Source organism: Dehalococcoidales bacterium (assembly GCA_028716225.1).
Lineage (GTDB): Bacteria > Chloroflexota > Dehalococcoidia > Dehalococcoidales > UBA5760 > UBA5760.
The window spans coordinates 1-13,847 of the sequence record JAQUQE010000023.1 but is presented as its reverse complement, the minus strand read 5'-3'; the positions used below and the strand labels follow the sequence as shown (position 1 = coordinate 13,847).

Genomic DNA, 13,847 nt, shown 5'->3' with positions numbered 1-13,847 from the left:
ATCTGGGCTATTATTGCAGTCAACCTCGTCATTTTCATAATGACTGTGGTCAGACCAGACATTGGTAGTTACCTGGCCATGGCCAAACCCATCGATAACTCCAGTTACTGGACTATTGTTAGCGCTATGTTTGTTCATGCCGGATTCTCACACATCTTTTTCAACATGCTCAACCTCTATTTTTTGGGAAAGTTATGTCTCCAGCTTATGGATACCAAATGGTTCTTGCTGGTATACATCCTCGGCGGGATTGTTGGCAATCTCATGTTCTTATTGATAGGGCCAATGTACACAGTGGTAGTGGGCGCATCGGGGGCTGTGTTCGCCCTTGGGGGTGTCCTTGCGATGATGCGTCCCAAGGTAAGAGTGGCACTCTATTTTTTCATACCGATGCCACTGTGGGTAGCAATCGCAATCGCTTTTGTTATTACGGCATTCGTTACGGGAATAGCCTGGCAAGCCCATCTTGGCGGACTCATTGTAGGGCTTATTGTTGGCTTCGTTCTTAAAAGAAAGGAGCAGCGAATGTGGAGAACTGGCTATTATCAGTAACGAGTCTTCACTGACATAATAGTTATTGACGATGCAGTTGAAACACTGCCAACCTTTCTCGTGATATATGAAGCAACTTTTACCACATTTCGGGCATGATTCGGATGGTTCATATGGCTTATTTAAATTGCTAGCACTCGGTTCTGTTTTTCGCATAATTGCTACGGGACCCCTTTTCATCATTGGATAATTTATCATATTCCATCAATAAGAAGGTTACCCATTTCTATTTTTATGCGCAGAATTAACTTGGAAAACTTAGAAAGAGCAGGGATGATGCGACCGATATCTATGTTACCAAGGCTTTGGCCAGTAGATTATCGGTAACTTCCTCATTGGGGTATTGTAATTCCAGCGCCTAAAGATTTTACTAGGTAACTTTACATCGTCTGGGTACCCATGATAACCGAGCCCGATAGGTAGCCGGCAATTGATCGGGCTTACTCCTTTGCACCCGTCACCTTTGCATGCACTTTTTTCCGCGGCCTCTTTTATGCACGGTTTAGTGGTCCGGTTACTCTTGGCCGCAAGCGTTGCACAAGCTACCCCCCTCCCCCCTATATAAGCCCTGGCCCGGTGGCAGTGCAAAGCTAGCAGTGCAAGAAAAGTGCAAGAATACCACGGCTCACGCTTGCACCTGTTAACCTAAGGCTTGCACATACCACTCATCGGAGTGTTCAGAAATCGATTCCCACAATATGATTTCATGCCAACAAATACAGAGAAAGATAATACGCCGGGGCTCAATTCAATATAGGAAAATACTGGCAGGTTTTAATTTCTTCTTTGCCCGGTGGCCAAGGAAAGGTCGCTGAAAAAATCCTCGGCGACCATGCCGAACCTTTTCGACGCTTGTTAAGAGTTCTAGGTATCGTCCCCTTAGGCCCACCAAGGGTACCAATAGGCAGAACTTCGCTTACCTCCCTATCACCACCTATAGCCGGTAACGGTAGTCTATAGTCTATTCTAACCTGATCACCATCTACTTCAATCCTCTTAATAAAAGAGCGAAGGAAAGCCTTGCTCTGAATTAAATCACCCTCTTCGAGCAGGCATTTAAGGTCCTCTACATATCCCTTCACCTTGCCAATATCAATGGGCTCTGAATCTTTGAGCACTGCCTCAGCCTCCAACTGTACCCTCGCCTTATTTAGCTCATCCTGCCTTACCCTAAGCTCACGTATGCGAGGGGAAAGATCATCCAGGGTCACCTTCCCCGTCTCCAGGGCATCATAGAGCCGTGATAGCCTCATCCTTACCTCACTATGCTCAGCATCAACCGTATCGAGCCTTTCTTTGTATATATTGTGGCTTGAATCAAGCTCCTCGTTTACGAGCCTTACAAGTCCTTCCAGGCACTCTTCTGTAAGTATCCTCTCCTTAATCTGTTTAATGACGAGACCTTCAAGCTTATCCTTGGGAAGTATCCTTGCCCTACAGCTATCTCTTCCCTGCTTAAAGCTCCGGTTACACATGTAGTAGTAATACCGGTGAGATTTAGCACTCCTACCGATCATGGCCATCCCGCAGGAGCAGTAGAGAAGTCCGCTTAAGAGATAGAAGCTGGGGACTACGCGCGGATGCACGACCTCCGGCTTCCTTTGGGCCATCTTCTCCTTCACCATGTTAAATGTTTCTTTATCGATAATTGGTTCCCAGGCACCTTCTACCCTCACCGGGGGCTCACCGCTCCTAATCGCCGGGTGTCCCGGCCTTCCACCCCATACTAACGTCCCGGCATAGGCCTCATTGGTAAGCACCTTATGGACTGTGGTCTTACCCCAGTAGCTACCTGTGCTGGTACGGATACCCTCTCTATTTAGGATTCTGGCTATATCCTTACACCCGGCATCGTTTAGCGCCAGATCGAATATCCTTCTAACTACCTTTACCGATGCCGATCCCTCAGGGTCGGGCTCAAGCCTGCTGCGGATCTTAGTACCATCTCTAACCGGTACCTTGTGAAAACCGTAGGGAGGCTTGCTACCGTTAAAAAAGCCCCTCCTTGCGTTTTCCCTTAGTCCCCGCTTTATATCCTGGCCGAGGTTAGCGCTATAGAACTCATCGATGGACTCGATAACCCCTTCCATAAGGCGTCCGGTAGGGCTATCATCAAAGGGCTCGTTAATCGATATCACCTCGATACCCTTACTCCTAAGTAGGGCCTTATAGGTTATGGAATCTACCCTGCTACGGGTAAATCTATTTAGCTTCCAGACAAGGATTGCCTCGAAAGGGGGCTCCTTTACTTTCCCAAGGGCTATCATCTCCTTGAAGGCGGGCCTATTACCGCTCCTTCCGCTTTCGGCCTCATCGATAAATTCCCTTACTACCTCGTAGCCCTTTCTCTGGGCATATTCCCTTAAGGCCCTTAGCTGGGCCGAGAGGGATAAATCCGTATCCTGGGCATCCGAAGAAACCCGGGCGTACAGCGCTACTTTCATAACAATTATTTCCCTCCTCCTTCCTTGATGATCTTTACATCCCCAGGCGGCGGCAGACCCGGCACTGCCCTGGGATAAGGCCAAGAAGGTTTATCTCCTCCGCTATTCTTCTAGCCTTATCTGTTGCTTCCTTGAGAATTTCGTATGTCGATTTAACTTCGCCTACCTTGGCAGAAGACATAATCTTTTCGAAAGCCTTGATAATACCAGCCCGATATCCTTCCTTTAATTCAGAAAAGTGAACCAGCGGCATATCACCCTTAGCATATTTAATGCGCGGCTTCTCTATTACAAGCATTTCTTCTCTGAAGCCTTCCCTATTTGGTGTCTGGATCGCTTCATCTAAGGCGATCCGGTAGAGTAAGCCCACCGCAGGGTAGTAGAGATAATCATCGCCTGGAGCATTATCGATATTGTCAAGAGCCCTGAGGCCAGTATTAGCCGTTAACAGTGTTTCGGCATGAAGCTTTAAGCCCATTCTAGCCCTCGTGTGCTGTGTAGTCGCATCCTTCCACTCCTCGAGCCTTTTCCACAAACGATCACGTTTTAAGTGCTCCCGGAGTAGTTCCCAGTGAATGCCACTTTCAGCATCCAGGGTAACAAGCAGACCCTTATATGTGTCGTAGTCTATTTGTGCTCCCGACAATTTTATCGAGTTCGCTGAATTCACCCCGTTTCTTGGTAACTCGAGATCGGGAGGAGGTATAACCAGGGCACCCAAGAGACTAGTCATTACTGCCAGAAGTTTATCCTGATGTTTTCGTAGGGCATCTTTTAACATCTCCGATTGAGCCAAGGATAACCTGCGTTCGTTTTTAGCTTCCTCTATCCCCCGCTTAATAACGTTAAGGTCACGGTGCTCATCTTTAGCAATCGTCGCTTCTGCTTCTCCCTCCTCATAGCGCCTTAACCACTCGCGTTTTTCCGAGGCCGGTAGCTTTTTTGGCATTTTTACCCCCTTGACATATCTTTTTACCAACTATTACGCCTATATGGTAATTTTAATTAACGTTATGATATTTGTCAAGCAGTAATTCCATTAATATTAGCATATTATTAATTTCTATAATGATAGCATGAAGAACGATACCGACTCAGAAAAGGTTGACAATCTATCGGAAAGTTCAGGGCTTCAGACTCTAGCGAGAATTATCGCCCGGGCACACCTTGCCAGATTGCAGAGGGTGTTAGATGAAAGGCCCAAGGACGAAACGGGAAAGATCAAAGGGGAGAATGATGAAAACGTACTTGGAGACTGAAGAGGTAATGAAGCTTGAAGAGGCTACCACTAATCTTAGGGACAGGCTTCTAGTGCGAACACTTTTTCACCTCGGCTGTCGCATATCAGAGGCAGTGGCAATATCGGTGGACGATATAGACCTAGACCAGGGCACAATTACAATACTCCATCTGAAAACACGTATTAAGCTTAACTGCCCTATATGCAATTCTGTATTGGGAAGAAACAATTGCTTCTGCCCGAAATGCGGATCAAGAGTCAAAGAAGCGAGTGCTCAGCAGCAGGAACATCGCCGCCGTAGGATATTGCCAATTGATCGCGTTACCCTTGGTCTCCTAAAAGAATATATCGATCGGGGCGGGCCTGTAGACAAGAACGGTAAAAAGCTCATCTTCGGCATCAATCGTCATCGCGCCTGGCAGATAATCCAGGACTGTGCCCACAAGGCGGGGTTGCCGACACTGATAAATCCTGAAACCGGGAGGGTACATGGGGTAAGCCCCCACCGTCTTCGGGATGCGTTCGCTGTCCATGCGGTGAAGCGCGATGACTCAGGTGATAGTTTAAGAATGCTCCAAGAGCACCTTGGTCATGCAAGCTTTAACACTACCGCGCGATATCGAAAGGTATCCGGCGAGGAGCATCGGGATTGGTATGAGCGACTTTGGGAAGAGGACGATAGCAATGGTTGAGCTATTAAAGCCAAAAAGAGGAGGGTTTCTGAGACCATTCGGGTGCGGCTCTTTTATCCGGGAATTTCTCCTGGGTAACGGACCATATGGCGCGCCTTTTATCGATACTTCAGTTGGCGCCCCTCAGGCCGATATATTCCAGGCATATAAGATAGCTCTAATTAGGGCCACAGCTACAGATAGAGGCACCCGCCAGGAAGAAAAACAGGCAAAGAGCGAGAAACGGCCGATCGACCCGGATAACATCGACATTCTGGTCGATAAATATCTTGCCCGTATGCCCTATAAGGCAAATGGATGCCGGTACCATTCATTTATTACCTATTTCGCGATGCTGCAGCGGCTTGGCTGGGTAGAGCCGTCGGGCAAGGTAGAGCCGTCTTCTTTTCAAGATAATTACCCTGCTGGTCCGCCTCGAATATTTTATAGGCTTACAGATACCGGTAGAAAAGCAAGCGAACTGGACTGGAGAAACCCACAGCTGGCTTTATACGGCTGCTAATTGCTGCAATCAACAAATCAGGAAAAGGCAAATATTATGGTCAAGGAGATGGTCAATTTGGTCAAATGGTCAGTCAAATCGATGACGCTCTACGCTCTTTGTATTGAAAGCAGGGCACGGCATACTAATATAGAGGAGCAGAAGAATGAGGGAACTACCAAGAACTAAAAGACTGGAGGCATCATCGCTTTATCTGATCGGTGAGACATATAGGGAAATCGAGGACAAGACTGGTCTGTCCCACGGTACTGTCGCCAATGTAGTCGCTGAGCTAAGGAGCGGGCAGCTGACCATCGCCGGTACCCCCGCTGATCAGATAGAGGACTTGCGTCAGTTAGCTCTCGACCTCAAGGGCAAGCGCCTGACACCTGCCGAAGCCCGGCTCGGAGTGACTTTCTACCAGCGTATGAAGGGTCTGGGAATAACACCCGAAACCATAGAAACTTGGACTAAACTGGTCAAGGAAGTCTCTTCCCCCGACTTCCCCGCCGGGGATTTCTTTGAGACCGCGGCCAGGCTGCACACCCTCGAGACAGATACTGGTAAGCCGTTCCAGACCCTGATAAAGGAGTATACCGAGTACTCGGACATTGTCAGCGGGCTAAAGGTAGAGCTCGATTCGCTAATCGGAAGTAGAGAAAAACTGCTGGGTGAGATGGATGGTCTCTCACCACAGATTGAGACCCTGGAGAAGAAGAGGGGAGAGCTTACCAGTGCTGTCGTTACCCAGGAGGGCAGGTTCCAAGAACTGGAAGAACAGCTCCGTAAATCTGATGGGCAGAAGCTAAACTTAGATCGGGTAATGCGTGAGCTTGAGCAAAAGAATACCAGGCTATCCTCCCAGATCGGGACCAAAGAGGAAACCTTAGGGAAGATCGAGCAGCTCGGCTTCTCCGAGGAGGATCTGCTCCGGCTGAAGGCATTTATTGAGGAGATAGCTAAGAATGACCAAGCTGATGTCGGGTATATCAGAGAAAAACTATTCACCGCCATGGCTACCTGCAAGGATATGCTAAGTCTTGAAGAGGCAAAGGCAGCTCTGGCTAAAAGTATCAAGGATCTCAACAAGCAGGAGGCGATCCTGAAAGGTAACGTAGCTGCACTGGAGCAGCGAAGAGATATCTTACAGGGGGAAGTGGATAGTACCATACAGGTAACCTCACAGCAGCTGCAGGACCTGGGGCAAGAAGCAGCCTCACAAATTCAGCAGCAGGTGGATAAAATCAAAACCCAGATTGACAGCCTGATCATGGAGGCTGTAAGCACCGCCGAGTCCATAATCGACATGAAATACATGGTAAAACAGGGGGAGGATTCTGAAAGAGACCTCGATGACTTTATCCGAGAAATAAAACTAAAGCTGGGTAATAACCGACTATGAAGCCGATCTGGGAAAATGCCGTAACCCACCTTAGACAAGAGCTGGTCTCCAGCAGAGATAAAGCAGTGTCGGTTGCCAGTAATCTGGATATGTTGAGTAGAGAGGCGGAGTGCCTCAAGATCGATATCATTCTGCATGATCTAAAAACACAGCAGCAATCGGAGGAACGCCAGAGGGGGCTCGCTTCTATTACTCAGGATAAACGGACTCTGCCGGCTGGTCTGGCCATTGGTATCGGGAGCGCCATTTTGGGTGGGTTAATTGGCAGAGACCTATATTCCGCCCTGCATGCGGGGGTTGCCGGTGTGGACGGTCTCATTCGTGGCCTTGGCGAAACCAGATGGTACGTCTCTTTAACCGGCAGGTTGGTAGTGGTCCCGGAGGATAGACTTAATCCCGAGGTAATCTGGATGCCATGGAAGAGGGTGGTTGCGGGTCTGGAAAAGTTGAAGAAGAGGGCCTCAGCTGGAGAAAGGATGGGTGGCTTAAGTAGCATTACAGATAACCTGCGCAAGCTATCCGGACAAAGATGAAAGGCCTAACAATCATCCTATTCGTGCTCGGGAATGGGTTTACGAATACGAGCGAATAGTCGTGACCAGAACATGTTTGACACAGGAGCTATAATTAATAAAGGGGTATCTTGCTCCTGGCATTTCAAGATCTCGCTGCTTCCGCGCTATTTTATAGATCAGTACTCCTCACCTTGGGTATCAACACAAAATAGATATGGGTAATAAGTCATACAGTCCGCAAGAGATGACCCTGGCCAATGCCTGGGTAGAGAGATGGCTGGAGTTTATGGATCTCATCAGCCGAGTTACTGGCACAGATGAGATTCCGCCTATAATCCCACCCCCAACACCTCTTGATGAGATAGAGTATATGCTGCACCGAAGATGGTTCCTGGAGAATGAATTAGCTTTTATACCGTTGTGGAGAGACTTCGATAACGCCAGGATAGAATCGGATGATATGGACGAGGAAGATCCCATAATAGACCCTGAGCTAAACAAATACGTAATCAACATGTTTTTATATTTCTACGGGCCGGAAAATTTTTACCGACTTGCTGTACACCTGGACCTGCAGACTGATGACTCAGTATGGGAACCCAAAGAGGAAGTGATGGCAGTAGTGAGGCCATTCATGGTGAAAATAGGAGAATTGGCGGTTGACTTTTTATGCTGGATAGAAAACCATCCTGAGGATGGTTCGGAACGATGAATGAAGCAGGTGGCAAGCTTGGTTGATGCCTATCTTAATATTGAAACAACCGGCATATCATGCCTATTTAATTATATCACTGTCGTTGGTATTTACGTGGTTAACGGTAACAATAGCGAGATTACTCAATTGGTAGGAAGACAGGTAACCGTCGGTAATCTCCTTGGAGCTACCAAGGGCGTTAGCGACATCTATACTTACAATGGTAACCGATTCGCTATACCGTTCATACGTTATTCACTCGGTATTAACCCTGTGAATCTGGCTGGCCATCATGACCTTATCTACGACTGCTGGCGCTGTAATCTCTACGGTGGCCTCAAGAAAGTAGAGCGCCAGCTCAACATTCCACGGCAACTACAAAGCATTACGGGATATGAGGCAGTACAGTTATGGTATAAATACCTGCAAGATGAAGACCATGAAGCCCTGTCGACGCTACTTGAATACAACAAAGAGGATTTGATAAACCTGAGGGCTTTAAGGGAAATTCTGGCAGCAAGTCCCGGATAATTGATGGCTTATAGCGTCTTCTAAATACACATTGCGATGAAAAGTGTCCGGACTAGTGGCAATTTCCACTGTGCAAGGTATTGACAACGTTACTGACTGGATGTAGACTGAAGCCCTAGCATCAAGAGATGGTAGTAGGGTTGGGATGCGGAGTCATAGATTTTGTAAGGCAAGCCTGTTAGCTATAGCCGTACTGACTGCTTTGATTGCGGCAATAGTGCTCACGGGATGCGTTGGAATATTAGCAAGGAATACCCCACCCGTCGCCGATTTCGCTTTTTCCCCATCTACACCTCAAGCTGGCCAGAGTGTTTCATTCACTGATAAGTCCATTGATAGCGATGGTAACGTTGTCTCTTGGTCGTGGGATTTCGGTGATAGTAGCAGTTCGTCGCAAGCAAATCCAAACCATATCTTCGCTAACTCTGGCACCTACAATGTTACCTTAACTGTCACCGATAACCGGGGAACTGCGAATAGCAAAACCCGGTCCATTGCTATATCGGCCAGACGTGAGATAACCAAGGATCAAGCAATCGAGATACTGGTTAGCAAGATAATCAGGCCTGCCGATGCTTACGAACGTATTTCTGCTTTCATGCTCTCAGAACCTCTTCAAAAAGGGGACACTGTCACTTCGGAAAGCGGACAGAGCTACCCGTTAGCTAGCAAGACATGGTTCGTTTTCATTGATGATGATCCGGAAGCTTTTTTTGCCCACAAGACGAGATACGTCTTCATTGATGCGGAGACCGGCAGCTATGAGATAAAGAATGAGTCTTGGCCACCAGAAATCAATAGTCACTCCATGTGGGACGCCACACTGAAGAAAGGGCATCTCATCGAGCTTTATTCTGTTTTAGATAGTTCGGTTCCTATTTCGGGTATTTCCAGTACTGCCCCGCTTGGTGATTACGGAGACGCACCTGACGGACAAGATGCCTATTACGGAGTCACCGGACAATTCCCAACGGTATATGCCACCACTAATAGTAGGATTGGGCAAGCAGGGGCACACGCTCTGAACACCGGCGAAGAGATGCTCGGTCTGAACGTGAGCGCTGAGGTTGACGCTACCGACCCGGCCGATCCGGACGGCGTCCCCAACCTTGTCGACTCCGATAGTGATGAGCGCATATTCGTCATTATCGAGGATGATAAGGCAAAGCTGGCTTTCACGGTGACCGTAGCCCAGAATGCACCCAGTTTAGAAAGATATACAAATGGCCTGATAGATTTTGACCACAGCGGCAACTGGAGTAAAGGGACTCTAGGAGACGAATGGGTGGTCGTAAATCATAAGGTTAGTGTAGAGCCGGGATCATCTGTTACCATAATCACCCCCTGGTTCTCGTGGCCAAACTTGTCTGCTATTGGGCTGTCCCCCACCTGGATAAGGCTAGCCCTTACCAGGGAAGAGATAAGTCCAAATATCTTCTCTAACGTTGGCGGATGGGATGGCAGTGGCTCGTTCCAGTACGGAGAAATTGAGGATTACTTTGCCTTCCTTACTGATAAGCCTCCTATCCCGGTTATGGCTCCGATATGGCCACCGCCGCCACCTCCACCTCCTCCTCCGCCGCCACCGCCACCACCTCCAAGGGGGGAACCACCCGGCCCTACCAAAGGACCCTGCGGCTACGACATAAACTACCATGTCATTATCATTAGCGGTGGGGACAGCTCCAAAGACCTGGCCATGGGGACGCCAATAGTGCAGGCATCAGTTGACCGTATGGCAGATCTAGCTTCGGACCAAGGCTATCAATCTGTTGCTAACCTCGGTCCTGGTAAGGGTGGGAGTGGCGAAAATACGCTGGCCAACATAGGCAAGGCTTTTGACAACCTTGCCCAGAACGTGAAGTGCGGTGACTATGTGCTTATCTACATCTGTGGACATGGGCGTGAGGACGGCGGTATAACCCTTAAAGGCACCAATGGCAGCACTCAAGAGGTCATGGAACCAACCAGCCCGGATGGTCAAGGTAACAGCCTGGCTGACTTCTTGGGTAATATTCCACCATGTCCGGATGAGGACTGCGACAAGCCAGGTGCCTGCTGCCGCGTGACTGTGGTTATCGAGTCGTGCTTCGCAGGTAATTTCAACGCCCCTGGTGTTACTGGTCAAGGAAGGACAGTTATTGGCACATCCACCGATACTGAATCCTGGGCGACCTATCCCGGCGGCGGCGTCTATACCGATGGTTTTGACGAAGATTCCAGGGATCCAGAAGCCGACCTGTCTGATCCCCCTGATGGTCTGGTGGAACCGGGGGAGGCGAACGAATCAGCTAAAGAAAACGTTGAAGGTAACAACCAGAGGCGGGGTAAGGGACAGGAACCCTGGGAGAGTAACCAGACCTGCGAATGTAAGTGTCCGTGTCAGCCGGGAATTGATGGTGACAAGTGGGTATGGAATAACGTTTCTAGGCGCTGGGTAGATCAGATTAATGCTGTGCCGGGGCAGACCGTTCGCTTCAGACTGGAGATTGAGAATACTGGCAAGTGCCGAGACATTGTCGAGCCAGAGGCAGTTGACCTGTTACCGCCCTGCCTCGAATGGGATGGCCACGCTACGATCTACCTCAACGGAGATAGATACGGCTCCGGAACGCCCGACCGGATGAGAAGTACGAGCCAGGGCGTTGAACTCACTTGGGACCTTACTGACCTCGGCCCAATCTCCCCGGGAGAGAGCATTGCTATTGAATACGATGCAATAGCCCAAGAGCCGGGTATCAATCTCAACACGTTCGTGACCAGTGCCCACTGCTCATATGACTATTCCAACGTTGTCTCCGACCAAGACATAGCTATAGTCCTGGTATCGCCTCTCGAGGAGCCACCGTTGGAGCAAACACTGCGAGCCGTCCTTGAGGCAAGCGCTAACAGCCAAGCCGTTGAAACAGAGTGTTGGAGTACGGTCACTATATCGTTCCAGGCTCAGGACCTCACTGGCGGCGATTATCCGGTGACTAGCTTAATACTGACGGTAGGAGGGGATATCTGGCACAGTTCTGGGCCCATGTCCACTGTTTTATATCCCGGTTTTGAAACCAGAGAGGCTATGTGCGGTCAAACTCTGAGCATTAAACTCATCGCGACCAACTCCATAGGTCAGACGGTCACAATACCAGGCGAGATCACGACACCAATACCCCAAGGCTAAGATAAACTAAAATGGTAAGCTCTCTCTAGATAGAGTCTCCTCGCACATTTTGGCTTTTCGTTCAATCCAGCAAAATATCCCGCGGTAGTAAACAAGACCATAAAAAGAAGAGCCCCCCGAATTTCGGGGGGCTCTTTTAGTCTCTAAGAGTCGGAATCAGGAAAGGCTAGGAGTTAGGAAGGCCTCCTGCTCCGAACAATCAGGACAACGACCACCACTATCAGAGCAATGCCGATAGCAATCACAACATACATCCAGGTCGGGGTTACCTGCTGGACCGGTGGTATGTTGACTTCCGGTGGCGGTGTTGGCTGTGCCGGCTCGGGAATAATCTCCTCGGCAGCGACAGCGAAGGTGCCGATATCGCTCTGGGAGAGCATGGTGCCGTCCTTCCAGGCGGTTACCTGCCAGTAGTAGGTGGTCTCGTAGTCCAGGGTGCCCGAGTAGGCGTAGGCGGTGCCGCTGACGTCAGCAGTAGCCAGGGCGCCGGAGAGGTCGGGGCTGGCCGAGAGGACGAAGCTGTAGGTGGTGGCGTCGTAGACGCTGCTCCAGGAGAAGCCGACTCCGGTGCGCTGGGCAACTACCGCACCCTGTTCGGGGGCGATCAGTTTGATAGCGTTGGCCGAAGAGGCCTCGATGGTGAAGCTCCAGGTCTCCGACCAGGGGCTGTGGACGCACTCGTCGGTCTCGGTGTTGGCCTCTCGAACGTGCCAGGTGTAGGTGCGGCCACACTCCAGAGGTGACTGGCAGCCGACGGCACAGTCATCAGGACAGTCATATCCGTCCCAGTACAGAGATGGCGGATCGCCGGTGATTTCGAGCTCCTCTATAGCGGCGATGACGTTGCCGTCCTCGTCCATAATCTCGATGTCGTAGCTGCAGGCCAGGCACATTCTCTCCCACTTAAAGGTAAGCGGGGAGCCTTCGCAGCTGGCGCAGACGTCGCATGCCACGATTGCCCCGTCCTCAGGGGAAGTCAGGGTAATACCACGCTTGGCGGCGCAGTCCTCGTAGTTCCATAGTGAGCCATCGGAGCCATCGGTGACATCATACCAATCCATGTCAATCGCCCAGAGGACCGAATTGGTGTCCTTACTTAAGCAACCGCAGATGCGTAGCGCTGAAGGTTCGTTATTAAACAACTCGGTAGGGGACCAGTAGGGAACTGGATTAGGCTCCATAGTACCAAGTCCGGCGATGAGGTAGTCCCAATCCTCTTCGCCACAGCAGTCGGTCTCGCAGGGAGTCAGGTTTCTTGCCACACCGCTGTAGACTTCATAACCTTCGGCAGGTGCCACAAACCGGTCACATAGGCACTTATCTGGATCAACGTGTATATTATCAGAGACGGCATATAGTGTGCCGTCACTCCTACCAATGGCAATGCCGTAGTAGCCATATTTGAAGGCGTTCATGTTAGTCCAATCGTCGCTTTCGTCAATGACCCAGCGATAGATACCTAAACATGGGGGTGCTGGTGGAAGAGGTGGTATGTATGCGTAGTTCATACCTAGGGCAGCGTATATCGTCCCTTCACAGATTGGATCACAGGCAATGTGCACATTGTATTCCGGTTGTCCCGGCAGATCTTCGGTCAGGTTCCACGTCTCACCACCATCATCAGACCATCCCACCGGCTCGTCACCGGCACCGCCGACGACAACCCAGCCCTGGTTACAGCAGGAGGTTATCGAGTGACCCGAGCCGACCCCACTGTCGACGCCGTCGGACGGACGCCTACCGTACTGGGTGGATGTTGAAACATAGCCATCCTCATCAAGGATGTAAACAATGTTCTCGGTTTCCACAGTCAAGTCCTGGATAACCAGCTTCTGGTTGACGGCTTTGTTCCAGCACTGGCCACAGTCACGGCTGTAGAAGAGGTCCTGGGTACCCTGGACTCCCATGTAGATGGTGCAACATTCCTCGAGGTCATCACAGGGCAAACGCAGAAGTAATGCAGGTGGAGGCCAAACAATAAATATTTCTTGATTGTTCAATAGCCAGTCACCATGATAGATCCGCTCCCAAGTATCGCCGTTATCATAGCTCCGCCAGACGCTATCGCAAGCAAACCATCCCTCTAGTCGAGGGGATACTGCATGATTAGCACCCCCGTTTTCTTCT

12 protein-coding genes are annotated in these 13,847 nt (G+C 49.9%); 9 read left to right on the top strand and 3 right to left on the bottom strand.

What is annotated here, in order from left to right:
• Positions 1 to 39 precede the first annotated feature (39 nt).
• On the top strand, positions 40 to 552 hold the full coding sequence (locus tag PHI12_10330) for a rhomboid family intramembrane serine protease (GenBank protein MDD5511191.1): 513 nt from the start codon (positions 40 to 42) through the stop codon (positions 550 to 552).
• A 743-nt stretch (positions 553 to 1,295) separates the two neighbouring features.
• On the opposite strand, the gene PHI12_10325 is transcribed toward PHI12_10330, so the two are convergent.
• Together PHI12_10325 and PHI12_10320 are read right to left on the bottom strand one after the other, a co-directional pair.
• Positions 1,296 to 2,996 carry a recombinase family protein gene (locus PHI12_10325; GenBank protein MDD5511190.1) on the bottom strand — a complete coding sequence of 567 codons (1,701 nt, stop codon included), beginning with the start codon at positions 2,994 to 2,996 and terminating at the stop codon, positions 1,296 to 1,298.
• Between the two features lie 34 nt (positions 2,997 to 3,030).
• Entirely contained in the window at positions 3,031 to 3,945 is a 915-nt protein-coding gene (locus tag PHI12_10320) for a hypothetical protein (protein MDD5511189.1), read from the bottom strand.
• A 127-nt stretch (positions 3,946 to 4,072) separates the two neighbouring features.
• Here PHI12_10320 and PHI12_10315 point away from each other — a divergent pair, with 127 nt between their 5' ends.
• From PHI12_10315 to PHI12_10280, 8 genes are all read left to right on the top strand, one after another.
• Positions 4,073 to 4,255 (top strand): hypothetical protein, encoded by a 183-nt coding sequence (locus PHI12_10315; protein MDD5511188.1) that lies wholly within the window; start codon positions 4,073 to 4,075, stop codon positions 4,253 to 4,255.
• On the top strand, positions 4,233 to 4,928 hold the full coding sequence (locus tag PHI12_10310; protein MDD5511187.1) for a tyrosine-type recombinase/integrase: 696 nt from the start codon (positions 4,233 to 4,235) through the stop codon (positions 4,926 to 4,928). Before PHI12_10315 ends, PHI12_10310 begins: the two co-directional genes overlap by 23 nt.
• The gene (locus PHI12_10305; GenBank protein MDD5511186.1) at positions 4,891 to 5,430 is read left to right on the top strand and encodes a hypothetical protein; all 540 of its coding nucleotides are present in this window, start codon (positions 4,891 to 4,893) and stop codon (positions 5,428 to 5,430) included. Before PHI12_10310 ends, PHI12_10305 begins: the two co-directional genes overlap by 38 nt.
• 145 nt (positions 5,431 to 5,575) lie before the next feature.
• Positions 5,576 to 6,811 carry a hypothetical protein gene (locus PHI12_10300; protein MDD5511185.1) on the top strand — a complete coding sequence of 412 codons (1,236 nt, stop codon included), beginning with the start codon at positions 5,576 to 5,578 and terminating at the stop codon, positions 6,809 to 6,811.
• Positions 6,808 to 7,344 carry a hypothetical protein gene (locus PHI12_10295; GenBank protein MDD5511184.1) on the top strand — a complete coding sequence of 179 codons (537 nt, stop codon included), beginning with the start codon at positions 6,808 to 6,810 and terminating at the stop codon, positions 7,342 to 7,344. The genes PHI12_10300 and PHI12_10295 overlap by 4 nt, the downstream gene beginning before the upstream one ends.
• Before the next feature lie 226 nt (positions 7,345 to 7,570).
• Entirely contained in the window at positions 7,571 to 8,038 is a 468-nt protein-coding gene (locus PHI12_10290) for a hypothetical protein (protein MDD5511183.1), read from the top strand.
• Positions 8,039 to 8,551, top strand: coding sequence for a ribonuclease H-like domain-containing protein (locus tag PHI12_10285; GenBank protein ID MDD5511182.1), 513 nt, complete (start codon positions 8,039 to 8,041; stop codon positions 8,549 to 8,551).
• A 145-nt stretch (positions 8,552 to 8,696) separates the two neighbouring features.
• On the top strand, positions 8,697 to 11,720 hold the full coding sequence (locus PHI12_10280; GenBank protein MDD5511181.1) for a PKD domain-containing protein: 3,024 nt from the start codon (positions 8,697 to 8,699) through the stop codon (positions 11,718 to 11,720).
• 173 nt (positions 11,721 to 11,893) lie between these two features.
• On the opposite strand, the gene PHI12_10275 is transcribed toward PHI12_10280, so the two are convergent.
• On the bottom strand, positions 11,894 to 13,847 hold a 1,954-nt coding region (locus PHI12_10275; GenBank protein ID MDD5511180.1), incomplete at its 5' end, for a hypothetical protein.